Source organism: Lawsonibacter sp. JLR.KK007 (assembly GCF_036941135.1).
Taxonomy (GTDB): Bacteria; Bacillota; Clostridia; order Oscillospirales; family Oscillospiraceae; genus Lawsonibacter.
The window spans coordinates 297,710-324,241 of sequence record NZ_JAYWSY010000002.1; the positions used below are offsets into that span (position 1 = coordinate 297,710).

Sequence of the window (26,532 nt, forward strand, 5' to 3'; positions counted from 1 at the left end):
TGGCCAAAATCCAGCCGCAGCCGGGAAAAAGGCCCATCGTCCCATGCCGTCCCCCTGCGGTCCGCACGTCAAACCCTCCCCTCCCCCGCCGCAGGGACGGGAGAGGGGAGGGTTGCTTACTTCAAATCCGGATGATACTGGGGGCAGGTACACTTTTTCCACTTCAGCCCGGAGCCGCAGGGGCAGGGATCGTTGCGGCCGATTTTGACCACCTTCTTGACGGGCTGCTTCTTCACGGTGCCGTCTCCGGCGCCGCTCTCGCTGGTGACCTTGGCCACCCGCTCCCGCTTGACCTCCTCGTTCTTCCGCAGGCGGACCAGGAACAGCCGCCGCAGCGTCTCCTCCTGGATGGCGGCCACCATGTTCTCGAACATCTCGAAGCCTTCCTCTTTGTAGGCCACCACAGGGTCGTTCTGGGCCAGCGCCCGCAAGCCGATGCCCTGGCGCAGCTCGGTCATAGCGTCGATGTTGTCCATCCAATACTCGTCCACCACCCGCAGCATAATGACCCGCTCCAGCTCCCGCATCAGGGGCGGGGTGATCTCCTGCTCCTTCCGGGCGTAGACCTCCTGAGCCTTGTCCAGCACCAGCTGAATCAGGCCGTCCCCGTCGTACCGGGCCAGCTCCTCGGTGGTGGGGTGGAGCTCACCGGGCAGGATGAACATGGAGCGGAAGTGGGCGATGGCCTCCTGGAAGGACTCCTCGTCCATGTGCTTCTGCTCGCCCATGTGGCCCCGGATGGCGTTGGCGACCATGGTGCGCAGCATGTTCTGGATGGAAGCCTGAATGTCCTCCCCGTCCAGCACCTGGCGGCGCTGCTTGTAGATGATCTCCCGCTGGGTGTTCATCACGTCGTCGTACTGGAGGACGTTTTTCCGGGTCTGGAAGTTTTTGGACTCCACCTGCTTCTGGGCGTTTTCAATGGCCCCGGACAGCATTTTTGCATCGATGGGGGTGTCCTCGTCCACGCCGAGCTTCTCCATCAGGTTGTACACCCGCTCGGAGCCGAACAGACGCATGATGTCGTCCTCCAGGGAGAGGAAGAACCGGGTCTCGCCGGGGTCGCCCTGACGGCCGGCGCGGCCCCGCAGCTGGTTGTCGATACGGCGGGACTCGTGGCGCTCGGTACCCAGGATGAACAGGCCGCCTGCGGCGCGGACCTTGTCCGCCTCCTCCTGGATCTCCCCCTTATACCTGGCCTCCGCCTCAGAGAATTTCTTCCGGGCATCCAGGATTTCCTGGTTGTCCGTCTCGGCAAAGCCGGTCGCCTCGGCGATGAGCTCGTCGCTCATCCCCGCCTTGCGCAGGTCGGCCTTGGCCAGGAACTCGGCGTTGCCCCCCAGCATGATGTCGGTGCCGCGGCCCGCCATGTTGGTGGCCACGGTGACCGCCCCGAACTTGCCCGCCTGGGCCACGATCTCCGCTTCCTTCTCGTGGTTCTTGGCGTTCAGAACGTTGTGTTTGATGCCCTTCCGCTTAAGGATGGCGGACAGCTCCTCCGACTTCTCGATGGACACGGTGCCCACCAGCACCGGCTGGCCCTTGGCGTGGCACTCCTCGATCTGGGCCACGATGGCCCGCAGCTTGCCGGACACGTTCTTGTACACCACGTCGGGCTGGTCGATCCGGGCCAGGGGCCTGTTGGTGGGGATCTCTACGATGTCCAGCTCGTAGATGGTGCCGAATTCCTCCTCCTCGGTGAGGGCGGTGCCCGTCATGCCGGACAGCTTGTCGTACAGGCGGAAGTAGTTCTGGAAGGTGATGGTGGCCAGCGTCTTGGACTCGTTGGCCACCTCCACCCCCTCCTTGGCCTCGATGGCCTGGTGGAGGCCCTCGTTGTACCGCCGGCCGAACATGAGCCGGCCGGTGAACTCGTCCACGATGATGACCTGGCCGTCCTTCACCACATAGTCGATGTCCCGCTTCATCACGCCCCGGGCCTTGATGGCCTGGTTGATGTGGTGGGACAGGGTGGTGTTCTCCATATCCGCCAGGTTCTCCACCTGGAAGGCTTCCTCCGCCTTCTTGATGCCCCGGGCGGTGAGGGTGGCGGTGCGGGCCTTCTCATCCACGATGTAGTCGGCGTCGATGTCCACATCCTCTTCTTCCTTCTCGTCCACCTTCCGCACCCGCTGGCACTTCAGCCGGGCTGCGAACTGATCCACGATGGTGTACAGCTGGGTGGACTTCTCCCCCTGGCCGGAGATGATCAGGGGGGTGCGGGCCTCGTCAATGAGGATGGAGTCCACCTCGTCCACGATGGCGAAGGCGTGGCCCCGCTGGACCAGCTCCTGGGAGTAGATGGCCATGTTGTCCCGCAGGTAGTCAAAGCCGAACTCATTGTTGGTGCCATAGGTGATATCCGCCTGATAGGCGGCCTTCTTGGCCTCCCCCATCACGCCGTGGATCACCAGGCCCACCGTCAGGCCCATGAAGCGGAAGACCTTTCCCATCCACTCCGAGTCGCGCTTGGCCAGGTAGTCGTTGACGGTGATGATATGCACCCCCTTGCCCGCCAAGGCGTTGAGGTAGGCGGGGAGGGTGGCCACCAGGGTCTTGCCTTCGCCGGTCTTCATCTCGGCAATGCGGCCCTGGTGGAGCACAATGCCGCCCACCACCTGCACCCGGTAGGGCCGCAGGCCGATGACCCGCCAGGCGGCCTCCCGGCAGGCGGCGAAAGCCTCGGGAAGGATGCCGTCCAGGGTCTCCCCCTTGGCCAGACGCTCCTTCAGCTCCGGAGTCTTGGCCTGGAGCTGGGCGTCGGTGAGGGCCTTGAACTCCTCCTCCAGGGCGTCCACCTTGTCCGCGATGGGATAGATGGACTTCAGCTCCCGCTGGGAGGAGGTCCCGAAAATTTTTGTAAACAGGCTCATAGTTATGAAACACCTCTCGGTCGTACTTGATCTGGAATATTTTTGGACATACTCATACAGTTTAATGTATCTTACAGAGTATACCACACTCTTTCCTCCAAAAAAAGAGCAAATTGTAAACTTTCTTCCGGGAAAATTCCGTCTCCTTCGTTCAATCAGCCAAAAATTCCACATCCGGCGCATTATTGTCCGCCAGACGTTGACAAGGCGCTGCATTGTGTGGTAAGGTAGGAATGTAATTGAATCGAGACAGACGAAGCGTACAGGAAAACGGCCCCACGGCCTGCCGAAGGAGCAACACTCTCAGGCGTCCCTCCCGGGATAAGGACTGCACGTGGATGTGACTCTGGAGAAGCTCGTTTACCGGGTGCCGAAGGTGCAACGGGCCAGGATCTGACCGGCTCGAATCTCTCAGGCAAAAGGACAGAGGAAAGCGGAGAACGGCGGGGCGCGCCCTGCCGGGATGGCGTTTTCTTTGGGCAGCGGGCAGTTCCGCGGCCCGTTTTTTGTCTGTCACGAGAAAAAGGAGAGAACATGTATGGAAAAATTCCTGGAGATCGTTGAGCTGGTCAACGGCAAGATCAACGACTTCGTCTGGGGCCCCATCATGCTGGTGCTGCTGGTGGGCACCGGCGTATACCTCACCTGCCGCACCGGCTGGGTCCAGGTGCGCTGGTTCGGCTACATCATGAAGAACACGGTGGGCTCCCTGTTCACCAGCAGGCAGAAGAAGGACGGCAGCAACCTGACCCCCTTCCAGGCAGTGACCACCGCCCTGGCGGGCACCGTGGGTACCGGCAACATCGCCGGCGTCACCGGAGCCATCTTCGCCGGAGGGCCGGGGGCTGTGTTCTGGATGTGGGTATCCGCCTTCTTCGGCATGTGCACCAAGTACGCCGAGATCGCCCTGGCGATGAAGTTCCGCAACACCGACGCCAACGGCGTCCACAAGGGCGGCCCCATGTACTACATTGAAAACGGCCTGGGCAAACGCTGGAAGTGGCTGGCGGTGATCTTCGCCATCCTGGGCGGACTGGCCTCCTTCGGCATCGGCAACATCGCCCAGTCCAGCGAGATCGCCGGCTCCCTCAACGGCCTGTTCGGCCTGGACCCCCTGGTCAGCGGCATTGTCCTCACGGTAGTGGTGGGCATCGTGGTGCTGGGCGGCGTGCAGCGCATCGGCCAGGTCACCTCCCTGCTGGTGCCCTTTATGGCTATCTTCTATATCCTGGCCGGGATCTTTGTCATCGTCCTGCGCATCGCCGACATCCCCGCCGCCTTCGGGGCGATCTTCTCCAGCGCCTTCAGCCTTGAGGCCGTGGGCGGCGGCATCTTTGGCTACGCCATCATGCTGGCCATGAAGAACGGCTTCGCCCGGGGCGTGTTCTCCAACGAGGCCGGTTTGGGCTCCGCCCCCATCGCCCACGCCGCCTCCTCCACCGAGGAACCCGCCGAGCAGGCCATTTGGGGCGTGTTCGAGGTCTTTATCGACACCATCGTCATCTGCACCATCACCTCCCTCACCGTTATCCTCTCCGGCGTGCTGGACGCCGCCGGCGGCCTGGATACCTTCGGCACCAAGGGCGCCGCGGCAGTGGCCGCCTTCAACTCCATCCTCCCCGGCACCCTGGGGGGACTGGTCATCCAGATCAGCCTGATCTTCTTCGCCCTGTCCACCATCCTCAGCTGGAGCTACTACGGCGAACGGTGCTGGGGCTATATCTCCAACGACAACAAGATCTTTGTCGCCGCCTATAAGGTGATTTTCGTGCTGTTCTGCATCGTGGGCACCACCGGCTCCGGCCAGCTCATGTGGGACATCTCCGACACCCTCAACGGCGCTATGGCCATCCCCAACCTGGTGGCCCTGCTGGCCCTGTCCGGGGTGGTGGCCAAGATCACCAAGGATTATTTCGGCTCCAAGAAGTAAACCCGTTGAAGCGGCTGTCCACTGGACGGCCGCTTTTTTATATGGTATGATAACCTGACTTCAAAGGGGGAATGCACCATGGCAGATATCCGAAAAAACACCGTTCACACCCTGGACATCACCGGCTACACCGCCGAGGGGATGGGGGTGGCCCGACTGGAGGGGCAGGTGGTCTTTGTCCCGTACACCATCCAGGGGGAGCGGTGGCGGGTCCGGCTGGAGAAGGTAAACAAAAACGTGGCCTGGGGCCGTGGAGTGGAGCTGCTGCTCCCCTCCCCCATGCGCCTCCAGCCCGACTGCCCTCTCTTCGGCAAATGTGGCGGCTGCCAGTTCCGCCACATGCGCTACGAGGAAGAGCTGCGGGCCAAGGGCCAGCGCATTGCCGATGCGCTGGAGCGGGTGGGGCACGTCAAGCTGGACCTGCCCCCCGTCCTGGGGGCGGAGCGTCCCGACCGCTACCGGAACAAGGTGCAGTTTCCGGTGTCCCAGGGGAAACAGGGACTCGCTGTGGGCTACTACCGCCCCCGGAGCCACGACGTGCTGGACGCCCCGGACTGCCCCCTCCAGCCCGAAGCAGTCACCCGGCTGCGGGCCGCCTTCAAGGGCTGGATGGAGGCGCACCGCGTTCCCCCCTACAGCGAGGGGACGGGCAGGGGGCTGATCCGGCACCTCTATGTCCGCGCCAGCAGCCGGGGGGAGAGTCTGGTGTGTGTCGTAGCCAACGGGGACAGTCTCCCCAACGGCAGCGCCTTAACAGACGCCCTGCGGCAGGCGGAGCCGGGGCTGGCCGGAGTGGTCCTCAATACCAACACCCGGGATACCAACGTGATTTTAGGGGACCGGTATGACACCCTCTGGGGCCGGGACTGGCTGGAGGAGGACTTATGCCAGCTGACCTTCCGTCTCTCCGTCCCCTCCTTCTTTCAGATCAACCGGGACCAGACCGAACGGCTCTACCGCACCGCCCTGGACTTCGCCCAGCTCACCGGAAGCGAGACCGTGCTGGACCTGTACTGCGGCATCGGTACCATCTCCCTGGCCCTGGCGAAACAGGCCGGGCGGGTCATCGGGGCGGAGCTCGTCCCCCAGGCCATTGAGGACGCCGGGGAGAACGCCCGGCGCAACGGGATCACAAACGCAGAGTTCTTCTGCGGCGACGCGGGGGCGGTGGCCCGGCGGCTGGCGGAGGAGGGGGTCCGCCCCCAGGTGGTCTGCGTGGACCCGCCCCGGAAGGGGCTGGCCCCGGAGGTCCCCGCCATCCTGGCGGGCATGGCCCCCGACCGGATGGTCTATGTCTCCTGCGACCCCGCCACCCTGGCCCGGGACACAGACCGTTTCCGCGCTTTGGGGTACCGGCCGGTCAAGGCCCAGGGGGTGGATCTGTTCCCCCGCACCGCCCATGTGGAGACGGTTGTGTTGCTACAAAGAGAAAACTCGTAGAAATCCTGCGTTTCCAGCACGTTGCCCGGCATAACGTCTGTTTGTTTCCCCGCCGCGGTCTGCTGATTGTTCCGTTAGCCGGGGTATACTGAGGATGCGTGTATCCAAGTATCAGGATTTCTCCCGAAATGCCATTCTGCCGCAGCTCCAGGTCGATGGCAAGCCCGGTCCAAGGTCAGGCAAAAAAGAAAAGCCTACAAACGGCGCAAACCCGCTTGTAGACTGATCTTTTTGGCGCAGCGGGAGGGATTCGAACCCTCGTGGGATTGCTCCCAAACTGATTTCGAGTCAGCCCCGTTATGACCACTTCGATACCGCTGCACAGCTTATTTAGGATACCAGACATTGGGGAAAAAATCAAGGGGTTTCCGAATCTTTTCCCAGCGGTTCCTGCCAGGGGACGTCCTTGAGCTGCTCTCCGGCCTCCAGCACCTCCACCGCCCCGGCGGTCACATCCAGGACGCGGGCGGCGAAGGTCTGAGCCTTCTCCTCGGGAAGGAGGGCGGAGAGGAGCACATCCGCGCCGTAATCCACACGCTCCACCACGCCGTCAAAGCTGGTCACCTCCCGGCGCATGGACTCGAACTGGGCATAGGTACAGGGGACCTCCATCGCCACCCAGCGGCGGACAACGGAAATGCCGGCGGCATCCAGGGCATCCTTGGCCGACTGGGTGTAGGCCCGGACCAGCCCCCCGGCCCCCAGAAGGACGCCGCCAAAGTACCGGGTGACCACGCAGGCCACGTCGGTCACGTCCTCCCGCTGGAAGACGTTGAGCATGGGCTGACCGGCGGTGCCCTGGGGTTCGCCGTCGTCGGAGTACCGCTCCACGCCCCCCGCCCGGATGCGATAGCACCAGCAGTTGTGGCGGGCGTCGTAGCGCTTCTTTTTGGTCTCCTCAATCCGCGCCCGGGCCTCCTCCTCCGAGCTCACCCGCCACACCTGGCCGATGAACCGGGACCGCTTTTCCACCAGCTCCGTCTCGCTGTGGCCGGTGGGGATGTAATATTCTGTCATGGAGATCACTCCTCCGGAAATACCTTGATTTGCAGCGCCTCACAGATGCGGAAAAACTGCTCCAGCGATGGATTTTTTCTGCCCCGCTCAATTTCGCTCAGGAACGTCTGTGTAATGCCAAGCTGTTCCGCCAGCTTATGCTGGCTCAGTCCAAGGGCTTCCCGCTTCCGTTTCAGGATCAGCCGGTAATTTTCCACGCCATCACCTTCTTCACTCCTATTATAGCTGACAGCTATTAATTTGAAAATGAGAGCTTTTAGCTCTTGACAAATCAAGAGCCATAAGCTATAATAGCCATTGGCTCTATACGGAGGTGACACAAATGCAAGAACCCTGCTGGCTGGAGGAGTTCAAGGACACTTGCCAGGACATTATGGAAGACACGTTCCTTCTGGACGCGGTATCCAAGTACATAGCCAACGACCACTATTTCATGCCTGGGGATCAGCTGGACTGCGCCCTCCTCGTATACTGCCGCCTGTGCGACTATCTGTCCCAGCATGTCACGGAGCTCCACCGCCTGGAAAAACGGTTCGGACCGGATCTCACCATGAAATCCGGCCCTTGACACAAGCAAAGAGTTGTGGTAAACTGAATATATAAAAGGCGCTGCGATAAGCGGTTAGCCTTTGTGCTGGAGTCTAGATGTAAAACCTAGACAGCCGTCACTGGGCCGAGTGGCGGCTGTCCCATTTTACCTTTATCGTTACGGTAAACCCGCAAAGATGAAATGTAATGGTCAGGGGCATTTGCCTCACCTCCTTTAGGGAGGATTTGGCTGACCGCCTATCGTTTTCCCGTGTTTATGCAGCGCCCTGGTCCCCAAGGGGACCAGGGCCTATTTTATCATATCCGGCCGGTTTCTGTCAATCCTCCCAAAACTCCTTACGGGGCTTCCAGCCCTCCACCAGGGGACCCAGCTGGCCGATGACCTTGGGGGTGCAGACCGCCTCCACGTCGATGGTCTCGCCGTAGTCCACCTTCTCCACCTTGGCCTCCAGATAGAGCTTGTCCAGCAGGCCGCCCCTGTCGTAGGGCAGATGGATGGTCACCCGGCGGGCGCCGTTGTCCAGCACCCGGCCGATGGCGGCCAGCAGATCGGGCACCCCCTCCCCGGTTTTGGCGGAGATGGACACCCGGTCCTCCCCGTGGGGGCGGATGTCCCCCGTCCACAGGTCGCACTTGTTGAACACCTCGATGCGGGGGGTCTGCTCGGCCCCCAGCTCGCGGATGAGCTGGTCCACCACCTCCGCCTGCTCCTTCCACTGAGGGCTGGAGGCATCGATGACATGGAGCAGGAGGTCGGCGTACTCCAGCTCCTCCAGGGTGGCCTTGAAGGCCTCCACCAGGTGGTGGGGCAGCTTCCGGATGAAGCCCACCGTGTCGGACAGCAGAACGGTGCAGGTGTCGGAAATTTCCAGCGTCCGGGTGGTGGTGTCTAGGGTGTCGAACAGGCGGTCGTTGGCGGGGATCTCCGCCCCGGTCAGGTGGTTGAGCAGGGTGGATTTCCCCGCGTTGGTGTAGCCCACGATGGCCACCACCGGCACCTCGTTCTTGATCCGCCGCTCCCGCTGGGTGGCCCGCACCCGGCGCACGTCCTTCAGCTCGCTCTCCAGCTTGGCGATCTTACGGCCCAGAATGCGCCGGTCGGATTCCAGCTGAGTTTCGCCGGGGCCTCGGGTACCGATGGCTCCCTCCTGACGCTCCAAATGCTTCCACATGCCCAGCAGACGGGGCAGCAGATACTTGTACTGGGCCAGCTCCACCTGAAGCCGGCCCTCCTTCGTCCTGGCCCGCTGGGCGAAGATGTCCAGGATCAGGGCGGACCGGTCCAGCACGCCCACCTTCAGCTCCTCGGCCAGGTTGCGCTGCTGGGAGGGGGACAGAGGGTTGTCAAAGATGACCATATCGGCGCCGGCGGCCTCCACCAGCGCCTTCACCTCGGCCACCTTGCCCTCGCCGATGAAGGTGCGGGGGTCGGGGCTGTCCTTGGACTGGGTGACCGCTCCCACCGTCTGTCCCCCCGCCGTCTCCAGCAGGGCGGACAGCTCCTCCATAGACTCCTCGTCCGCGTTCTCCTCCCGGCTCAGGCTGAAGGCGCTCAGCCCCACCAGGACGGCCCGGTTAAATTGTGTGTTTCGTTGAATATCCGGCATATTGTTCAAAAATTCTCCGTTTCTTTTGTCAAATTCTCCCGGCTCCACTCCAGCATAGTGTGGAGGAGCGGGGCGAAGCTCTCCCCCAGGGGGGTGAGGGTGTACTCCACCCGGGGCGGCACCTCGCCAAAGACCTCCCGGTGGAGGAAGCCATCCTCCTCCAGCTCCCGGAGCTGCCGGGTCAGGGTGGAGTGGGTGATGCCCTCCAGCCGCCGGCGCAGCTCCCCGAACCGCTGGACCCGGTAGGCGGCCACATACCACAGGATCAGAATCTTCCACTTGCCCCCCAGCACCGACTGGAGCCGGCCCATCGCTTCGCACCGGGCCAGCGTCTCTGGAGCGGTAAATTTGTTGTCGGCCATAGTTCCTTCCCCCCTGTGGTATCAAAAAAGGTACTCATTCCAAAAAAAGACCGTACTTGCGCTCCTGGTTTCGTTGTAGTAAGGTGGTTTCGACGGCGGAGGGCCCCCGCCGGTCCCATCCACGAAAGGAGCGTCTGCAATGCACTTTACCGGCACCATCTGGAGGCCGCCCTATGAGGCCGCCTCCCTGCTCATCCAGGTGACGGCGGGCTGTACCCACCATCGCTGTAAATTCTGCACCCTTTACAACGACCTGCCCTTCCCCTTCCGCATGTCCCCGCTGGAGGAGATCGAGGCCGACCTGCTGGAGGTCCAGACCGCCCTCCACTCCCCGATGGGGAAGCTGACCGCCGCCCTTCAGGGCCGGCCCGTCCAGCCAGGGCCGGACCGGGCCTTTCTCACCGGGGCCAACCCCTTTGTGCTGAAGCCGGACCGCCTGCTGAACATCGCCCGGCTCATCCGCCAATCGGTCCCCACCGTCCAAACCATCGGGTCCTTCGCCCGGATCACCGACGTGGGGCTGAAAACCGATGGAGAGCTGGACCGGCTCCGGGCCGCCGGGTACGACGGCCTGACCCTCGGCGTGGAGACCGGGGACGGCCCCTCCCTGGCCTTCATGGACAAGGGCTATACCCCAGAGGATATTCTCGTCCAGTGCCGGCGGCTGGACCAGGCGGGCATCGGCTACCGCTTCTTCTACCTCACCGGCATCGCCGGGGCGGGGCAGGGGGAGCGTTCCGCTCTGGCCAGCGCGGAGGTCTTCAATCAGCTCCACCCCCAGCTCATCGGCTCCTCCATGCTCACCGTCTACCCCGATTCCCAGCTGTATCAGGAGCTTCAGGCGGGACGCTGGACGGAGGCCGGAGAGCGGGAAAAATATCAGGAGCTGAACACCCTCATCGCCCATTTGGACATCCCCGTCACCTTCGCCGCCCTGGGGGCCTCCAACGCCTACCAGTTTCAGGGGCGGCTCCCGGAGGACCGGGAGGCTCTGCTGTCCGCCCTGGACCGGATCATCCGGCGGGAGCCGGAGGAGCGCCTCCGCACCTACCGGACCACCCTGCCCCATCTGTAGGTCAGTCCTTGGCCAGAACCTCTATGATCTCCCCGATATACAAAGTGTGATAATCCTCCTGGGGATACCACTTTGTTTTGATTTCCTGGGGAATGCAGGCCGGGTCCATGGGCTGGGCGAACCGTTTGCGGCACACCAGCACCAGTTCGGCCTCCTCGAAGTAGGGAGCGCCGCAGGCGGCGGTCTTCACTGTAAAGCCGCACTCCTTTACTTTATCGATGTCCCGGCCGCTTTTGGAGCCGCAGAGCTGTAAAGCCTTTCGGCTTGCCACCCCGAAGAAGGCCAGGGTGAAGTACTCCTCCCGGTCCACAAACTCCTTGGTGTACCGCTGGGGACGGATGTAGCAGGTGGCCGCAGGGGCGCCCCAGATCACGCCCAGTCCGCCCCAGGAGGCGGTCATGGTGTTGCAGCGGTCCGCCGTCCCGGCGGTGATGAGCATCCACCGGTCGCCGATGAGGGAAAAGACGTTTTGGTCCAGGGTTTTGGGGTCGATGTTGCGCATGGCGGTATTCCTCCTAAACTCAATTCACAAAACAGCATATGCGCAAAAAGCCGCACCGATACACGGTGCGGCTTTTGTACACAGGGTCCTTACTTGTCGAAGCCGAACTTCTTGTTGAAGCGGCTGACACGGCCACCGGTGTCCACCATTTTCTGCTTGCCGGTGTAGAAGGGGTGACACTTGGAGCAAACTTCTACGCGGATGTCCTTCTTGGTGGAGCCGGTCTCGATCACATTGCCGCAGGCGCACCGGATGGTGGTCTGTTGATAGTTGGGGTGGAGGCCTTCCTTCATTTTATCTTCACCTCTTTCTCCTCAGGAGGGTATTCTTGTAAACGCAACTGATATCATAGCATAGTTCCAGCAGAAAATCAACCGTTTTTTCAATTTTTTTCTGCCGGACTGCCCTCATCCCGCCAGCATATTTTTGTCCAATACGCCGTCTACATAATCCATCTGCTCCTGCGTCAGGGCGGAGAAGGGCCTCCGGGGCTGGCCCACGGGACAGCCCTGCCGGGCCAGCGCGTGCTTGATGGCCGCTTTGGCGTAGCGCACCGCCTCATCGGTGGAGATGGCCCCCACATGGGCGATCAAATTGGTCCGGCCCGCAAAGGCGGAGGCGGCCTCAAAGACCTCCACCCGCTCCCCCTCGGTGAGCAGGAAGCACTCCCCGCTGCTGCCGCCTACGAAGAAGCCGGCGGCCCCCTCCTTCCAGTTGCGCTCCATCACCCTCTGAAGGGCGGCGCCATCGATCCGGCCGGAGGCGTCATAAGCCGTGATGCTGGCGGAGTAGAGGCCCCCCAGCTGTTCCTTTGTTTTCATACAGTCTCCCCCTATCTCCAAAGTAGTGGAGCCATTATAGCATAGAAACCGCCCCTGTGCAAATTTTCTTCTTGACAAACGGGACCTTTTCCGCTAAAATACCCAACAAGCAAATGCGATGAAGGGGAAAAAGACAGCTTCCTCCCACTCAGAGAGCCGGCGGATGGTGCGAGCCGGTGTGTGGAGCGCTGTGGATAACTGGCCCCCGAGCAGTCCGCCTGAAGGGTCGCAGTAGGGCGGGACGGCCGGTCTCGTTATTGACCAAAGCCTTGTTGGAGGCTGTGAGGGCGAACAGGTAACTGTCCGCCGAACCAGGGTGGTACCGCGTAGAATTCTGCGCCCCTGACTTGAGAAAGTCGGGGGCGTTTTTCTGTTCCCCGAGGGGGAAGGGAGGCCGAAATGCTAAAAAATCGAATGGTAGACCAGCCCTATGGGACCTACAGCGTCTACTCCGCCCTGAAAACGGGGCTGTGCGTCACCTGCCCCCGCTGCGGCGGGATGGGGCTGGTCACGTACCGGGAGGGGCAGTACCGCTTCCAATGCGCTGCCTGCGGCCACGCCCGGGCAAAACAGCTAAGCGGATACCGCTTCCGGGTGCAAAACCTGTGCCAGTCCTGCGGCCGGTACTACAACGTCCCCATCCAGGACCCGCGCCGGCAGACCTTCCCTGTGCTCCGGGTGCCCTGCCCCTACTGCGGCTTTGTGATGCCGGGAAGGGTGGAAAAAACCGGGCAGGTGGTGTGGTACGGCGGGGACGGCGTGCTCTGGAGGGGTCAGGACCCCATTTTCGGCTTTGACCTGTGGTTTCTGACCAGCTTCGACGGCAAACCGGTTTGGGCCCTGAACCGGGAGCACCTGGCCTATCTCATCGGTTACCTAAGCGCCCGCCTGCGGGAAAAGCCGCCGGACAACCCCGGCCTGCGAACTCAGGCCGACATGCTGCCAGCCTTTATGAAAACGGCAAAAAATCGGGAGCGGCTGGTCAGGCGGCTGAGAGAGCTGCAAAAAAAGTGACTGAAATATTGAAGGAGGACACACAATATGAAACCCGGATTTGAAAAGTATATTCCCTTTACCCCCCAGCCCATCAAGGGCCGCACCTGGCCCGACCGGGTCATCACCAAGGCCCCCGTCTGGTGCTCCGTGGACCTGCGGGACGGCAACCAGGCCCTGGTGGACCCCATGAATCTGGCCGAGAAGCTGGAGTACTTCCACACCCTGGTGGACATCGGGGTGAAGGAGATCGAGATCGGCTTCCCCTCCGCCAGCGAGACGGAGTATGAGATCTGCCGGGAGCTCATCGAGGGGGGACACATCCCCGACGACGTGACCATCCAGGTGCTGGTCCAGGCCCGGGAGCACCTGATCAAAAAGACCTTCGAGGCCATCCAGGGGGCTAAGAACGTCATCCTCCACTTCTACAACTCCACCTCCACCCTCCAGCGGAAGGTGGTCTTTCACATGGACACCGACGGCATCACCAAAATCGCCACCGACGCTGCCGATTTGATCTATGAGATGTCCCAGCCCATGATTGAGGCGGGTATGAATCTGCGGTTTGAATACTCCCCGGAATCGTTTATGGGCACCGAGATGGACTACGCCGTGGAGATCTGCCAGGCCGTCCTGGACCACCTCCACGCCACGCCGGAGAACAAGGTCATCCTCAACCTGCCCACCACCGTGGAGAACTGCATGCCCAACCAGTTCGCCGACATGCTGGAATACTTCATCCGCACGCTGCCCGGGCGGGACAGCGCCATCATCTCCCTCCACCCCCACAACGACCGGGGCTGCGGCGTGGCCACCACCGAGATGGGCCTGCTGGCCGGGGCCGACCGGGTGGAGGCCACCCTCTTCGGCAACGGTGAGCGCACCGGCAACGTGGACATGGTCACCCTGGCCATGAACATGTACACCCAGGGGGTGGACCCGGAGCTGAACTTCTCCAACATCAACAAAATTAAAGAGATGTTTGAGCGGTGTACCAAGATGCCGGTGGGCGACCGCCAGCCCTACGCCGGCAAGCTGGTCTTTACCGCCTTCTCCGGCAGCCACCAGGACGCCATCAACAAGGGCGTGCAGTACATGAAGTCCTCCGGGACCGAGTACTGGGAGATCCCCTACCTGCCCATCGACCCCGCCGACGTGGGCCGGGAGTACGAGCCCATCATCCGCATCAACTCCCAGTCGGGCAAAGGGGGGGCCGCCTATATCATGGAGCACGACTTCGGCTTCGACCTGCCCAAGGCCATGCACCCGGAATTTGGACATATCGTCCAGGTGGAGACCGACAAGGTGGGCAAGGAGATCGCCCCGGAGCGGATCAGCCAGCTGTTCCACCAGGAGTATATCGACGTGAAGGAGCCCTACCAGATGCTGAAGCACTCCTTCCACGAGACCATCGACGGGGAGGGGCACTCCCACGTGGCCTTCCAGGGTACTTTGCGGCACACCGACACCGTGTTTGAGGTCTCCGGCCAGGGCAACGGCCCCATCGACGCCTTCTTCAACGCCATCAAGGGGGAGAAGATTGACCGCTTCTCCTTCCTGGACTACTCCTCCCACGCCATTACCGACGGCTCCGATTCCCAGGGCGTGGCCTATATCCTCCTCCAGGACAAGCGCACCGGAAAGCAGTACTGGGGCGTTGGCCTCAGCCACAACATCAACCTGGCCCCCCTCCGGGCCATCCTGGCCGCCATCAACCGGGCCAAGAGAGCATAACATCAACAGCCCCCTGACATAAATGCGTCAGGGGGCTGTATCGTCCTCATCGGAAAGAACCACGATATTGGGTTCCTCGCTGGCAATATACAGTTCCTCGCATTTCCGCTGGGCGGCAATCAACAGATTGACCGCCTCCTCGCTGGCCTTGAACAGGGTCAGATACATCGTTTTATAGTCTGGCATTGAAGTCACCTCTCACCCATTTTAGAACAATTTATTCAAAACGTCAATAGAACAAATCATTCTATCATATGCTGTAACCGGGTGATTACAGTGACACGATACCGTAGGATACGGGATTTGCGAGAGGACCACGATCTGACGCAAACCGAGGTTGGCGCCGCAATCAACGTTCCGCAGCGGACCTATGCCTACTACGAAACCGGACAGCGGATGGTGCCGCCTTGGGTCCTGTGCGCACTGGCTGACTTCTACCAAGTCAGCGTGGACTATATCCTGGAACGCACCGATCAAACATAAGCGCATCCCCGCCTAACCGGACGGGGATGCGTGTATTTATTTGGCTTTCAGCATCCGGCTGGCGTTAAGGATGGCCAGCACAGACACTCCCACGTCGGCAAAGACGGCGGCCCACATGTTGGCGTAGCCCAAGGCGGACAGCACCAGCACCAGCAGCTTCACCCCCAGGGCGAAGACCACGTTCTGCCGCACAATGGATAACGTCTTCCGTGCGATGCGCACCGCCACCGGGAGCTTCAGCAGGTCGTCGTCCATCAGGACGATGTCCGCCGCCTCAATGGCCGCGTCGGAGCCCAACGCCCCCATGGCCACCCCGATATCCGCCCGGGAGAGGACGGGCGCGTCGTTGATGCCGTCCCCCACGAAGACCAGATTCTCCCTGGGACCCTTGTCCCGCAGCAGATCCTCCACCCGCTCCACCTTGCCGGCGGGGAGGAGCTGGGCGTAGAACTGATCCAGCCCCAGCTCCTGAGCCACGGCCTGGGCCGCGCCCTGAGCGTCGCCGGTGAGCATGACGGTCTGCCGCACTCCCGCCGCCTTCAGCTCCGCCACCGCCTGGGCGGAGGTGGCCTTGGGCTGGTCGGCAATGACCAGATGCCCGGCGTATTGGCCGTCCACCGCCACGTGGATGATGGTGCCGGGATGGTCGTGGCCGGCGGGGACGGAAATGTTCTCCCGGTCCATCAGCTTCCCGTTGCCCGCCAGCACCAGACGGCCGTCCACCACCGCCCGGACGCCGTGTCCGGCGATCTCCTCCACATCCACGGCCCGCCCCTGATCCGGGGTTCCGCCCCAAGCGGTTACGATGGACCGGGAGATGGGGTGGGTGGAGCTCTGCTCCGCCAAGGCGGCCAGCTCCAGCAGCTCCTTCTCCTCCATCCCCTCCGGGTGGACGGCTGTGACGGCAAACCGGCCCTGCGTGAGGGTACCCGTCTTGTCAAAGACCACCACGCCCGCCTGGGCCAGGGCCTCCAGGTAGTTGCTCCCCTTCACCAGGATGCCCTGCTTGGAGGCCCCGCCGATCCCGCCGAAAAAGCTGAGAGGGATGGAGATCACCAGGGCGCAGGGGCAGGACACCACCAGGAAGTTCAGGGCCCGGGGCACCCAGGTACCCCACTGGCCGTCCAGCAGCGAGGGGATCACCGCCAGGGCCAGGGCGGCAAAGACCACGATGGGGGTGTAGTACCGGGCGAATTTGGTGATAAAGTGCTCCGCCTGGGCCTTTTTCTCGCTGGAATTCTCCACCAGGTCCAGGATTCGGGTGACGGTAGACTCCCCAAAGGGCTTGCTTACCCGCACATGGAGCAGGCCGGTGAGGTTGACGCAGCCCGAGATCACCTCGTCCCCGGCAGACACGTCCCGGGGCAGGGACTCGCCGGTGAGGGCGGCGGTGTCCAGGGCGGAGGTCCCCTCCAGGACGGTCCCGTCCAGGGGCACCCGCTCCCCCGCCTTGATGACAATCACATCCCCTACAGCCACCTCGTCAGGGTCCACCTGACAGAGCTGGCCGTCCTTTTCTATGTTGGCGTAGTCGGGGCGGATGTCCATCAGGGCCGAGATGGACTGCCGGGACCGGGAGACAGCCACATTCTGGAACAGCTCCCCCACCTGGTAGAACAGCATCACCGCCACCGCCTCGGGGTACTCGCCGATGACCAGCGCCCCGACGGTAGCCACGCACATAAGGAAGTTCTCGTCAAAGACCTGCCCGCCTTTGATGTTGCGGAGGGCCTTCCAAAGCACATCCCAGCCGATGACCAGGTAGGGGACCAGGAACAGCGGCCACTTTGCCAGGGCATACGCCCCACAGCCGTTCTGGTCCTGAACCACACTAAGCAGCGGAATAGGGCCGGGCAGCCAGACAGTGGGCAAAAGCAGGCAGACAACAAACAATACAAAGGCAATGAGGATGCGGTAAAGCATCTTTTTTTGCTTTCGGGTCATTACAAACACCTCTTTATATGGGCTTTTCCAGCACGCCGATGCCCTCAGGCACCCGGCCTGGAATGACCTCCACAGTTACCGGGACCAGGTTCAGGCTCTCCAGCAGCATCCGGTAGGTCTCCGGGGTGAAGGCGTGTTCGTAGTGAAAGCCTGCGCCCTGGTAAATTTTAATCATGGTCCCGTAGGCCGTCCCCACCCGCCCCTGGAGGTAGGTGGGCAGAATCAGCCGCCCGCCGGGGGCGGTGACCCGCCACAGCTCCCGCACCGCCTTCTCTGGCTGAGAGAGCAGGTGAAGGACGTTGGCGGCAATCACCGCTTCGAAGCTGCCGTCCGGGTCGGACAGGGCGGTCACGTCCCGCTGGGCGAAGCGGATGTTGGTTACCTTCCGCCGGGCCGCCTTCTTCCGGGCCTGCTTCAGCATGGCCTGGGACTGGTCGGTACACAGCACCGTTCCGGCCCGTTTTGCCGCCGCCAGGGAGAATTCCCCCGTCCCGGCGGCGCAGTCCAGAACCCTGGCCCCGGCTGGAACCAGCTGGGCCGTCCGGGCGGCCGCCGCAGTATTGACCGCCCGGTTGCTCCGCTCCACCAGGTCGTACAGCCAGGCCACCCGGTCCCAGAAGGTGCTCACAGCACGATTTCGCAGTCGGGCTCCACCTTTTTGCAGGTCTTCACCACCTGCTTCATGATGTCGTCAAACTGGGCGCTGTCCGCGTCGATGGTCATTTTCTGGGTCATGAAGGAGACGGAGGCGTCCGCCACGCCGGGCAGCTTTTTGATGGCGGTCTCCATTTTGGCGGCGCAGTTGGCGCAGTCCAGGTCGATGAGCTTAAAGGTCTTTTTCATGGGAATACATCCTTTCTGTTACTCTAAAATATGTTCCATACCCTGAGCCAGGATATGAATGACGTGGTCGTCGGCCAGGGAGTAGTACACTGTTTTGCCCTCCCGGCGGAATTTTACCAGCTTGCTGTTTTTCAGCACCCGCAGCTGGTGGGATACGGCGGACTGGGTGACCTCCATCAGCTTGGCGATGTCGCACACGCACAGCTCCGACTCCAGCAGGGCGTAGAGAATCTTGACCCGGGTACTGTCCCCAAAGATCTTGAACAGCTCCGCCAGGTCGTATAGCTGCTCGTCGGGGGGCAGCTGGGCGCGGACCTTCTCCACGGCGTCCAGGTGGACGCACTCCTCCTCGCAGTGAGGGATGGCTTTCCCTTCCATAGCGTTCTCCTTTCAACATATGAGCACTTGTTCATGTGTTGGCATTATCATACTACACAGCCCCCCCCTTTGTCAAGGGGGACCGGGAATTTTTTTCGGCGCCCTTGCCAGCATGGGAGAAAGACAGTATAATATTCCTGCCGCAAATTTTTTTCTCCCAGCCGGGAACCTTTTTCCGCGCTCTGCGTCAAAGCTCTCAGAACCCAAAACCGGGTCAAAACATAACCCCAACAGAAAAGGAGTTTACTTATCATGAAACGACGCATCCTAGCTATGGCCCTGGCCAGCGCCCTGGCCCTGTCCCTTGCCGCCTGCGGCGGCGGAAACGGCGGCGGCAGCGCCTCCTCCACCCCCGGCGGAAGCTCTTCCGTCAGCTCCAGCCAGCCGGACGGCTCCGCGCCCGACGGCTCCAATCCGGACGTTTCCAGCCCGGACGGCTCCCAGCCCGACGCCTCCGCCCCCGACGGCAGCGCCAGCGGCTCCGCCGGCGGCAGCGCCTCCTCGGCGGAGGGCTTGAAGGTCACCCTTACCCTCAACCGCACCAACATCGAGCTGAATAAGGCCGGGGCCACCTTCCGCCTGCGCTATACCGCCGAGCCCGACACCGACGGCATTCCCACCTTCACCTCCAGCGACACCAAGGTGGCCACCATCGACGAGAGCGGCAATATCAAGGCCGTGGCCCCCGGCAAGGCCACCATCACCGTGGAATACGACGGCGCCAAGGCCACCTGCGCCGTCACCTGCGACTGGAAGGAAGAGACCAAGCCTGAGCAGAAGCCCGACCCCAAGCCTGAGCAGAAGCCTGACCCCAAGCCTGAGCAGAAGCCCGACGGCAGCGGCAGCGGTTCCTCCTCCGGCTCCGGCGATTCCAGCACCCCCTCCACCAACGTGGACCTGTCCGCCTTCTACAGCACCATCACCGGCAAGTATGAATTCGGCTTCCTGGAGCTGGCCGACAGTTCCATTCTGGACAATGTCTACCCCGGCCTGTCCGGCATCAGCGCCGAGCAAATGCTGGTCTATGTCTGCATGATCTCCATGAACAACGGCGAGTTCGGTCTGGTCCAGGTGAAGGACAGCAAGGATGTAGACGCGGTCAAGGCCGCCTTCCAGTCCCGGATCGACTACATGGTGGGTGACGGCAACGGCCCCGGTGGCGCGCAGTACCCTATGGCTATGGACCAGTGGGAGAATAACTCCCGTATTGTCTCCAACGGCAACTATGTGATGATGGTGGTTCACGAGAACTGCGACGATATCGTCAATGAATTTAATGCTCTGTTTTAAGGTATCCTGAAAAAGGGCCGCCGCCCTCGGCGGCCCTTTTCGCCTGTAGGGCGCGACGACCCCGGCGCGCCGTCAAACCCGGTTCGCCCCCTGAGAATGGCGGGCCGAGGTCGTCCCGCCCCACAAGGGCTTCCATAAAATACTCCGTGAGGTGTCCGCTATGGTCTTTTCCACCCCCATTTTCATGTTTTACTTTCTGGTCCTCACCCTTTTCCTGTACTATATCGTTCCCCGCGGGGGGCGCAATGTGGTGCTGCTGTGCGCCTCCCTGTTCTTCTACTGGTGGGGGGAGCGGGCCTATGTTGCGATCATGTTCCTGTCCACCGCCATCGACTACACCCACGGCCTGCTGGTGGAGCGGTGCAAAGCAAGGGGGAACGACCGGGGCGCAAAAATGGCGGTGGCCTCCTCCATCGTGTTCAACCTGGCCCTGCTGTGCTTCTTCAAGTACTGGGACTTCATCGCCGGAACCCTCCAGTCCGCCGGCCTGACCTTTATGCCGGTGCTGAACATCCATCTGCCCATCGGCATCTCCTTCTACACCTTCCAGACCATGAGCTACACCATCGACGTCTACCGGGGGGACGCCCGGGCCCAGCGGAGCATCCTCAACTTCGGCGCCTTCGTCACCCTCTTCCCCCAGCTCATCGCCGGTCCCATCATCAAGTACAAGGACCTGGGGGACCAGATTGACGAAAGAACCTGCTCCACTGAAAGGTTCGCCTCCGGGGTGCAGATTCTCATGGTGGGCCTGGGAAAGAAGCTGCTCATCGCCAACAACGTGGGGATGCTTTGGGACAGCTGCAAGGCCATGGCCCCATCCGAGCTGACGGTGGCCGGGGCCTGGCTGGGGGTGCTGGCCTTCACCTTCCAGATCTATTTCGACTTCTCCGGCTACTCCGACATGGCCACCGGCCTGGGACGGATGCTGGGCTTTGAGTTCCTGCCCAACTTCAACTACCCCTATATCTCCAAAAGCATCACCGAGTTCTGGCGGCGGTGGCACATCTCCCTGTCCACCTGGTTCCGGGAGTACCTGTATATTCCCCTGGGGGGCAACCGGTGTTCCAAGCCCCGGTGGATGTTCAACCTGCTTGTGGTGTGGGCGGCCACCGGTATCTGGCACGGGGCCAGCTGGAATTTTCTGCTGTGGGGGCTGTACTTCTTCGTACTGCTGATGGTGGAAAAGTTCTTCCTGCTCAAGCCCCTGGAGAAGGCCCCCGCCCTGGCGGGCCATGTGTACACCATGTTCTTCGTCATGGTCAGCTGGGCCATCTTTGCGCTGGAGGATTTTGCCCAGCTGGGCGCTTACCTGAAGGTCATGTTTGGCCTGTCCGGCGCGGCCCTGCTGGATCAAAGGTTTTTCTACTACCTCACCAGCTATCTGCCCATCCTGTTTGTGGCGGCGCTGGCCTCCACCCCCCTGGGACGGACCGCCTACCGCAGTCTAAGTCTCAGGAAGCAGCAGGCGCTGTGTACCGTCCTGATCGCGGCGGGACTGATCGTCTGCACCGCCTATCTGGTGGACGGCACCTACAACCCCTTCCTGTATTCCAACTTCTGAGGAGGTGCGGACATGACAAAAAAATACAGTATCTTTCTCACCGTCCTGTTCTGCGCCTTCATCGGGTGCATGTCCGTGGTCAGCCTGCTGCTGCCGGATGTGAACTTTTCCCCTCTGGAAAACCGCTACCTTCAAAAGCCCCCCAAGCTGACGGCGGAAAACCTGAGCAGCGGCAGGTTTATGGAGGATGCGGAGGACTACGTCTCCGACCACATTGTGGGCCGGGATTTTTGGGTGGCCGCCAAAGCCTGGAGCGAGCGGCTCAGCGGCAAACAGGAGAACAACGGGGTCTATTTCGGGAAACAGGACACCCTCATCAACCGGGTGGACACCCCAGACCCGGCCAAGCTGGACCGGGATATGGGGTATCTGGACGCCCTGGTAGGCAACGTGTCCGTGCCGGTGTATTTTGGACTGATCCCCTCGGCGGCGGAGATCTGGTCCAGCCGGCTTCCCGCCGGCGCGCCCACGGCGGACGAGAAAGGGATCATCGACGCCCTCTACTTCTCCACCGGGGCCTCCACCATCGACCTGTACAGCGCGCTGGAGGCCCACAGCGCCGAGGACATCTACTACCGCACCGACCACCACTGGACCAGCCTCGGGGCCTTCTACGGGGCCAACGCCATCTTTGGGGCCATGGGCCTGGAACCCATCCGCCTGGAGGACTACCAGAAAACCACCGTCACCGACCAATTCTACGGCACCCTCTTTTCCTCCTCCGGGGTGCGCTGGCTGCCCCCCGACTCCATCGACACCTACGTCCCCGGCCAGGGGATCAAGGTGACCTCCTGGTTCAAGGGAACGCCGGAGCCGGGCAGCCTCTATATGGACAGCTATCTGGAGGTAAAGGACAAATACTCCTATTTCCTGGGCGGCCGTCAGCCACTGTGCGTGGTGGAAAAGGAGGGCAGCGCTGGCCCCAAGGTGCTCCTCGTCCGGGACTCCTACTCCGATTCTCTGACCCCCTTCCTCACCGAGCGTTGTTCCGAACTCCACCTCATCGACCCCCGGGACAACCTGAGCAGCATCAAGGGCTATGTGGAGGAGCACAACATCGACGCTGTCCTTGTGCTGTACTCCTTCGCCAACTTCTCCACCGACGAGAACTTGGTCCTGCTGGCCCACTAACAAAAAGCTCCCTTCCGTACTGGAAGGGAGCTTTGCTTGTCAATAGGGTCAGTCGTCCCACTCGTACTCCAAAATGGCTCCGGTGGTCCCGTCGATGGTGTACTCATACTCCATGCGGCCCGACTCAAACTCCACCTCATACTCCAGACGGCCGTCGTCCCAGTCCTGCTCCACCTTCATCTTGGTGGTCTGGCTCTCGCTCACGCCTGCGTGACTGAGCGCGGCGGCCTTGGCGGCATCCCGGCCGATGTCAGCGGAGGGGGCAGTATTCCCGCCTGTCACCGTCCCGTTATGGTGAGGGTCACTGTGGTGGCCGGCGCTGCTGTTCCCGTGGTGGTCGATTTCGCACTTCAAAACGGCGCCGGTGTGGCCATCCACGGTACAATCATACTCGGTGACGCCGCACCAGAACTCCATCTCATACTCCAGCCGGCCGTCGTCCCACTCCCGCTCAACCTTCCAGTTGGTCACGTCGCTCTCAGACAGACCCGCATTGTCCAGGGCGGACCGCTTGGCGGCCTCCTGACCTATGTCCGCCTCAGAGGACGCCGCCGGGGAAGGCTGCTGCGCGCCGGACGGCGAAGACGGCTGCGTATTGGACGGCGAAGTATCCGCCGGTGCGGGCGCATCGGTTCCTGTGCCGGAGGGATTGGATGGCTGTCTGTCCCCACTTGAGGCGTAGCTCAACACATCCTTAGGCCCACTGAGTACCTCCCCCGTAAAGGCGTCTACCTTATAATCGAACTCGCCGAAAGCGGTTTTCAGCTCCACGTCGTAGTGGGGCGGGATGTCGTCCAGCTCCGGGTCCACATCTACGACCGCTGAACTGATGGCCACTGTCCCAGCGTACTCCTCCACAGCCAGAGCGGCGGCAGCCTTGCCGATGGGGATACGCTTCTCCCCCGCCTTCAGCAGGTCGTTCAGCTCCTCCACCGACAGGGCGGCCAGCTGGTCGAAGGCAGCGGCATCCACGCCATTCCTCTCAATCACCTTCTGCACCAACGCAGCCTTTCCCACAGAGATACCGCTGTTGAAATTGGAGTACTCCGTCCCGGCATCTGTTGTGAGTACCTGACTGAACACGTCGGTGCCCGGGGCCTGAGTCTTGAGGACCCCGTCCACCGAGGCCACCAGCTCCGCCTGGAGCCGGGCCGCCCGGTCCTGGTCGTTGTCCTCCACCGAGATGAGGATGGCGGAGGAGATGCTGTCCAGATAGCCCTCCCGCACCAGCGCCCCTACGATAGCGTTCACCGCCACGTCCAGCTTGGTGCCCTTCAGGTCGGCTCCGCCGTCCATATCGAAGAGGACCGCCGCCGCCTCGGTGTTCAAGGCGGTGCAGGAGATCACCCGCTCGTTCCGGTTCACCCTCAGCTCGATGCTGGGGTTCACGTCCAGCGACACCACCGACGCCACAGCATAGCTCTGGTGGTAGACCAGCCCGCCGCCCCCCGCACCCAGCAGCACCAGCGCCGCGCAGGCTGCGGCCAGCCAGCGGGACCGCCGCCTTTTGGGCTTCACCTCGGTAACGTCCACGTCTATGATGTTCGAATGTTCTTGCAGCGCGTTCAATTTCATCACACTCCCGTTTTGCGCACCGCAGCGGGAGAGGATCACGTCCAAATCGTCAGGGGCAGTCCGCTCCATTGCGGCGGCCAGCCTCCGCTCCAGATCCCGGTCTGTCATTGGCCGTTCTCTCCTTTCATCAGGCTGTGCAGTTTTTTCAGCCCGCGGTGGTATTTTGACAGGACGGTGGACAGCGGCAGCTCCAGCAGGGCGGCGGTCTCCCGGTGCTTCAGGCCGGACACGGCGTGGAGCAGGATGATCTGCCGCTCCTCCCCGCTCAGCCTGGACAGCGCCTGCTGAAGCAGCGCCCGGTCCTCGGCGGATACGTCGGGCGGGGCGGCGGGGATCGCCTCCCACGCCTCCTCGTCCAGCCCCACCTGGCGCCCGCTCTGGCGCAGACGGGTCCGGGCCAGGTTCCGGGTGATGGTGAGCAGCCAGGCCATGGGCGAGCCCTGGGACCGGTAGCCGGGGGCGCTCTCCCACACCCGGACAAAGACATCCTGGGCCGTATCCTGGGCCTCCTGCGTATGATGGAGCAGGGACAGCGCCAAACCGTACACCCCAGTCCGGGTCAGGCTGTACAGGCGGGCAAAGGCCTCCCGGTCTCCCTGGCCCACCCGGAGCAACAGCTGGTCCAGCTCCCGGCGGCGGCGCTCATCCTCTTCTTCCGTTATCTGAACGCTCAAGGCAGCCAGCATGATCCATTTCTCCTGTCATAACAGGAACGCGCGAACCAAACCTTTTATCGCACGCTCTGAAAATTTTTTTCATATTTATTATATTGCCCTTCTTTTCGGAAAGCAAGAAAAAAATCCGCTGCCTCATCACCTGAGGCAGCGGCAGCAGGGGAGCGCAGATCTCTAACCCTCCGGGTGGATGCCGGCCATGACCAGCCGCTCCCGCAGGAGGGGGCCCAGCAGGGCGGCGGCCGCCATTTTAGCCAGGTCCAGCGGGATAAACGGAAGCACACACCATTTCATGGCGAAGGCCAGGCCGTTGCCGGACAGGAACATGTACCAGGCCGTGCCGAAGGCATAGAGCACCCCAGTGGCCCCCGCCATGCCCAGAAGCTGGACGATACGGTTTTTAGGGGCCACGCGGATAGCCAGGCCGGTCAGCGCCGTCATCGGGATGTAGCCCAGAATATAGCCCCCCGTGGGACTCATCAGCACGCCAAGACCGGCCTGAAACTTGCTGAACACCGGCATGCCCACCATGCCCAGCAGGATATAGACCAGCGCAGCTGCAGAGGCCCCCTTCCACCCCAGGATATAGGGGGAGAAATACAGCGCCAGCGTACACAGGGTGATGGAAACCGGTCCAACGGGGATCGCAAAGGGGCTGACGGCCGCAATCAGCGCCGCCATCACGGCGGTCATCGCCAACGTGTACACATTGCTTCTTGTTCGGGCTTCCATCGGTCCCACCTGTCTTCCTCGAAAAATTGTAAGCTGATTTTTAATTCAGTATACAATACTTTGGTCCTCTTGTCAACCGTATTGCTAAAACGTTTCCCGTTTGACGACGCCAGCCGAAAATTTTCAGGAAATCTTAATCTTTCCTTCAAACCATTTTAGAGTTACCATGGTACTATCTTTCTTGTACTCGAAATACATGTAAAGCGGCCATTTGCTTTGCGCCGGCGGACCCGTCCGCCAGATCTCGGAAGGGAGCGATATTCCATGGCGGAACGTACGATTTATATTTTGCTCACCCGGTCGGGGACCTGGTTTTCCCGGCTGATCCACCTGGCCACACAGGACCGCTACACCCACGCCTCCATTGGCCTGGACGGTCCCGACGGTCCCTTTTACAGCTTCGCCCGGAAGTACCGCTACCTGGCCCTGCCCGCCGGACTGGTGGAGGAGCAGGTCACGGTCTACCGCCGCGCGGTCCCCTGCTGCCTGTACGAGCTGAAGGTGAGCGAGGAGACCTACTTCCGCCTGCGCCAGCGGCTGCGCTCCATGTACCTCCAGCGGGAGATCTACCACTACAGCGTGCTGGGCGTGTTCGCCTGCTGGTTCAACCTGTCCCTGCAGCGGCAGCACCACTACTTCTGCTCCCAGTTTGTGGCCGGCCTGCTGGAGGACTGCGGCGCAGTGGCGCTGCCCAAGCCCCCCACTCTGCTGCGTCCGTCGGATTTCTGCCGGGTCAAGGGCCTGCGGCCCGTCCACCAGGGGGCGCTGGAGGGCATTTTGTCCCAGCCGGCGGCCTGAAAAATTTTTTCCGTTTTTCCAATTTAGGGGTTGACTTTGGCCGCAGTTCTGCTATAATACCATTTGTCGCTGCGAGTGTAGCTCATCTGGTAGAGCGCCACCTTGCCAAGGTGGAGGTAGCGAGTTCGAGCCTCGTCACTCGCTCCAGAGACTAAGAACGGACTGTTTTTACAGTCCGTTCTTTCCTTTTTCAATGAAAATCAGGGGGCACAACCCC

At 61.9% G+C, this 26,532-nt stretch carries 27 protein-coding genes, 2 tRNA genes, 2 riboswitches and 1 other annotated feature; of the genes, 12 read left to right on the top strand and 17 right to left on the bottom strand.

The features are described 5' to 3' along the window. Positions 1–116: 116 nt before the first annotated feature. Positions 117–2,873, bottom strand: a complete 2,757-nt coding sequence (secA, locus tag VV088_RS11250; RefSeq protein ID WP_334600784.1) for a preprotein translocase subunit SecA — start codon at positions 2,871–2,873, stop codon at positions 117–119. Between the two features lie 253 nt (positions 2,874–3,126). Further along, a riboswitch (glycine riboswitch) is annotated at positions 3,127–3,214 on the top strand. A gap of 3 nt (positions 3,215–3,217) precedes the next feature. After that, positions 3,218–3,302: riboswitch (glycine riboswitch) on the top strand. Between the two features lie 109 nt (positions 3,303–3,411). On the opposite strand from secA, the gene VV088_RS11255 reads away from it, so the two are divergent. Together VV088_RS11255 and rlmD are read left to right on the top strand one after the other, a co-directional pair. Next, positions 3,412–4,803 carry an alanine/glycine:cation symporter family protein gene (locus VV088_RS11255; RefSeq protein WP_334600785.1) on the top strand — a complete coding sequence of 464 codons (1,392 nt, stop codon included), beginning with the start codon at positions 3,412–3,414 and terminating at the stop codon, positions 4,801–4,803. 78 nt (positions 4,804–4,881) lie between these two features. Continuing rightward, entirely contained in the window at positions 4,882–6,243 is a 1,362-nt protein-coding gene (gene rlmD, locus VV088_RS11260; protein ID WP_334600787.1) for a 23S rRNA (uracil(1939)-C(5))-methyltransferase RlmD, read from the top strand. A gap of 232 nt (positions 6,244–6,475) precedes the next feature. Here the strand turns inward: rlmD and VV088_RS11265 are convergent. The 3 genes from VV088_RS11265 to VV088_RS11275 form a co-directional block, all read right to left on the bottom strand. Continuing rightward, positions 6,476–6,564: transfer RNA gene (locus VV088_RS11265), tRNA-Ser, on the bottom strand. A gap of 36 nt (positions 6,565–6,600) precedes the next feature. Next, a complete protein-coding gene (locus VV088_RS11270) occupies positions 6,601–7,260 on the bottom strand; it encodes a YigZ family protein (RefSeq protein WP_334600789.1) in 660 nt (219 codons plus the stop codon). Between the two features lie 5 nt (positions 7,261–7,265). Then, positions 7,266–7,457: a helix-turn-helix domain-containing protein gene (locus VV088_RS11275; RefSeq protein ID WP_334600792.1), complete on the bottom strand. Its 192-nt coding sequence runs from the start codon at positions 7,455–7,457 to the stop codon at positions 7,266–7,268. Between the two features lie 125 nt (positions 7,458–7,582). On the opposite strand from VV088_RS11275, the gene VV088_RS11280 reads away from it, so the two are divergent. Continuing rightward, positions 7,583–7,828: a hypothetical protein gene (locus tag VV088_RS11280; protein ID WP_334600794.1), complete on the top strand. Its 246-nt coding sequence runs from the start codon at positions 7,583–7,585 to the stop codon at positions 7,826–7,828. A gap of 298 nt (positions 7,829–8,126) precedes the next feature. Here the strand turns inward: VV088_RS11280 and hflX are convergent, their stop codons facing one another. After that, positions 8,127–9,416: a GTPase HflX gene (gene hflX / locus VV088_RS11285; RefSeq protein WP_334600796.1), complete on the bottom strand. Its 1,290-nt coding sequence runs from the start codon at positions 9,414–9,416 to the stop codon at positions 8,127–8,129. Positions 9,417–9,421: 5 nt separating this feature from the next. Next, a complete protein-coding gene (locus VV088_RS11290) occupies positions 9,422–9,778 on the bottom strand; it encodes a winged helix-turn-helix transcriptional regulator (protein WP_334600797.1) in 357 nt (118 codons plus the stop codon). Positions 9,779–9,917: 139 nt separating this feature from the next. Between VV088_RS11290 and VV088_RS11295 the strand changes: the two genes are divergently transcribed. Then, positions 9,918–10,853 carry a radical SAM protein gene (locus tag VV088_RS11295; RefSeq protein ID WP_334600798.1) on the top strand — a complete coding sequence of 312 codons (936 nt, stop codon included), beginning with the start codon at positions 9,918–9,920 and terminating at the stop codon, positions 10,851–10,853. A gap of 1 nt (position 10,854) precedes the next feature. Here VV088_RS11295 and VV088_RS11300 read toward each other — a convergent pair whose 3' ends face one another. The 3 genes from VV088_RS11300 to VV088_RS11310 form a co-directional block, all read right to left on the bottom strand. Continuing rightward, positions 10,855–11,355: a flavin reductase family protein gene (locus tag VV088_RS11300; protein ID WP_334600799.1), complete on the bottom strand. Its 501-nt coding sequence runs from the start codon at positions 11,353–11,355 to the stop codon at positions 10,855–10,857. A gap of 89 nt (positions 11,356–11,444) precedes the next feature. Beyond that, the gene (gene rpmE / locus VV088_RS11305) at positions 11,445–11,648 is read right to left on the bottom strand and encodes a 50S ribosomal protein L31 (RefSeq protein WP_120395541.1); all 204 of its coding nucleotides are present in this window, start codon (positions 11,646–11,648) and stop codon (positions 11,445–11,447) included. A 114-nt stretch (positions 11,649–11,762) separates the two neighbouring features. Further along, positions 11,763–12,176 (bottom strand): dihydrodipicolinate synthase family protein, encoded by a 414-nt coding sequence (locus VV088_RS11310; RefSeq protein ID WP_334600804.1) that lies wholly within the window; start codon positions 12,174–12,176, stop codon positions 11,763–11,765. A gap of 109 nt (positions 12,177–12,285) precedes the next feature. Next, positions 12,286–12,523, top strand: a binding site (T-box leader). A 52-nt stretch (positions 12,524–12,575) separates the two neighbouring features. On the opposite strand from VV088_RS11310, the gene VV088_RS11315 reads away from it, so the two are divergent. Together VV088_RS11315 and leuA are read left to right on the top strand one after the other, a co-directional pair. Next, positions 12,576–13,190, top strand: a complete 615-nt coding sequence (locus VV088_RS11315) for a hypothetical protein (RefSeq protein WP_334600806.1) — start codon at positions 12,576–12,578, stop codon at positions 13,188–13,190. Between the two features lie 27 nt (positions 13,191–13,217). Then, a complete protein-coding gene (leuA, locus tag VV088_RS11320; protein WP_334600807.1) occupies positions 13,218–14,903 on the top strand; it encodes a 2-isopropylmalate synthase in 1,686 nt (561 codons plus the stop codon). Between the two features lie 27 nt (positions 14,904–14,930). Here leuA and VV088_RS11325 read toward each other — a convergent pair whose 3' ends face one another. Then, positions 14,931–15,089: a hypothetical protein gene (locus tag VV088_RS11325; protein ID WP_334600808.1), complete on the bottom strand. Its 159-nt coding sequence runs from the start codon at positions 15,087–15,089 to the stop codon at positions 14,931–14,933. Between the two features lie 90 nt (positions 15,090–15,179). On the opposite strand from VV088_RS11325, the gene VV088_RS11330 reads away from it, so the two are divergent. Beyond that, positions 15,180–15,386: a helix-turn-helix domain-containing protein gene (locus VV088_RS11330; protein ID WP_334600809.1), complete on the top strand. Its 207-nt coding sequence runs from the start codon at positions 15,180–15,182 to the stop codon at positions 15,384–15,386. A gap of 36 nt (positions 15,387–15,422) precedes the next feature. Here VV088_RS11330 and VV088_RS11335 read toward each other — a convergent pair whose 3' ends face one another. The 4 genes from VV088_RS11335 to VV088_RS11350 are packed head-to-tail and all read right to left on the bottom strand — an operon-like array spanning position 15,423 to position 18,551. Next, complete coding sequence (locus VV088_RS11335; protein ID WP_334600810.1) at positions 15,423–17,330, bottom strand: heavy metal translocating P-type ATPase; 1,908 nt, start codon at positions 17,328–17,330, stop codon at positions 15,423–15,425. A gap of 13 nt (positions 17,331–17,343) precedes the next feature. Beyond that, positions 17,344–17,958, bottom strand: coding sequence for a class I SAM-dependent methyltransferase (locus VV088_RS11340; protein ID WP_334600811.1), 615 nt, complete (start codon positions 17,956–17,958; stop codon positions 17,344–17,346). After that, the gene (locus VV088_RS11345; RefSeq protein WP_334600814.1) at positions 17,955–18,173 is read right to left on the bottom strand and encodes a cation transporter; all 219 of its coding nucleotides are present in this window, start codon (positions 18,171–18,173) and stop codon (positions 17,955–17,957) included. Before VV088_RS11345 ends, VV088_RS11340 begins: the two co-directional genes overlap by 4 nt. Before the next feature lie 18 nt (positions 18,174–18,191). Beyond that, positions 18,192–18,551 carry an ArsR/SmtB family transcription factor gene (locus tag VV088_RS11350; RefSeq protein WP_251315742.1) on the bottom strand — a complete coding sequence of 120 codons (360 nt, stop codon included), beginning with the start codon at positions 18,549–18,551 and terminating at the stop codon, positions 18,192–18,194. A 252-nt stretch (positions 18,552–18,803) separates the two neighbouring features. Here VV088_RS11350 and VV088_RS11355 point away from each other — a divergent pair, with 252 nt between their 5' ends. The 3 genes from VV088_RS11355 to VV088_RS11365 all read left to right on the top strand — a co-directional run bounded on the left by VV088_RS11355 (position 18,804) and on the right by VV088_RS11365 (position 22,536). Beyond that, entirely contained in the window at positions 18,804–19,841 is a 1,038-nt protein-coding gene (locus VV088_RS11355) for a DUF4358 domain-containing protein (protein ID WP_334600816.1), read from the top strand. A 160-nt stretch (positions 19,842–20,001) separates the two neighbouring features. After that, positions 20,002–21,405 carry an MBOAT family O-acyltransferase gene (locus VV088_RS11360; RefSeq protein WP_334600817.1) on the top strand — a complete coding sequence of 468 codons (1,404 nt, stop codon included), beginning with the start codon at positions 20,002–20,004 and terminating at the stop codon, positions 21,403–21,405. 12 nt (positions 21,406–21,417) lie between these two features. Then, positions 21,418–22,536 (top strand): DHHW family protein, encoded by a 1,119-nt coding sequence (locus VV088_RS11365; RefSeq protein ID WP_334600818.1) that lies wholly within the window; start codon positions 21,418–21,420, stop codon positions 22,534–22,536. Between the two features lie 48 nt (positions 22,537–22,584). Here VV088_RS11365 and VV088_RS11370 read toward each other — a convergent pair whose 3' ends face one another. From VV088_RS11370 to VV088_RS11380, 3 genes are all read right to left on the bottom strand, one after another. Beyond that, positions 22,585–24,219 (bottom strand): anti-sigma-I factor RsgI family protein, encoded by a 1,635-nt coding sequence (locus tag VV088_RS11370; RefSeq protein WP_334600822.1) that lies wholly within the window; start codon positions 24,217–24,219, stop codon positions 22,585–22,587. After that, entirely contained in the window at positions 24,216–24,797 is a 582-nt protein-coding gene (locus VV088_RS11375; protein ID WP_334600824.1) for an RNA polymerase sigma factor, read from the bottom strand. Before VV088_RS11375 ends, VV088_RS11370 begins: the two co-directional genes overlap by 4 nt. Positions 24,798–24,959: 162 nt before the next feature. After that, positions 24,960–25,517, bottom strand: coding sequence for a biotin transporter BioY (locus tag VV088_RS11380; protein ID WP_334600825.1), 558 nt, complete (start codon positions 25,515–25,517; stop codon positions 24,960–24,962). 264 nt (positions 25,518–25,781) lie between these two features. Here VV088_RS11380 and VV088_RS11385 point away from each other — a divergent pair, with 264 nt between their 5' ends. Both VV088_RS11385 and VV088_RS11390 read left to right on the top strand, forming a co-directional pair. After that, positions 25,782–26,315, top strand: a complete 534-nt coding sequence (locus VV088_RS11385) for a hypothetical protein (RefSeq protein ID WP_334600826.1) — start codon at positions 25,782–25,784, stop codon at positions 26,313–26,315. A 71-nt stretch (positions 26,316–26,386) separates the two neighbouring features. After that, positions 26,387–26,462, top strand: a tRNA-Gly gene (locus VV088_RS11390). Positions 26,463–26,532: the final 70 nt, after the last annotated feature.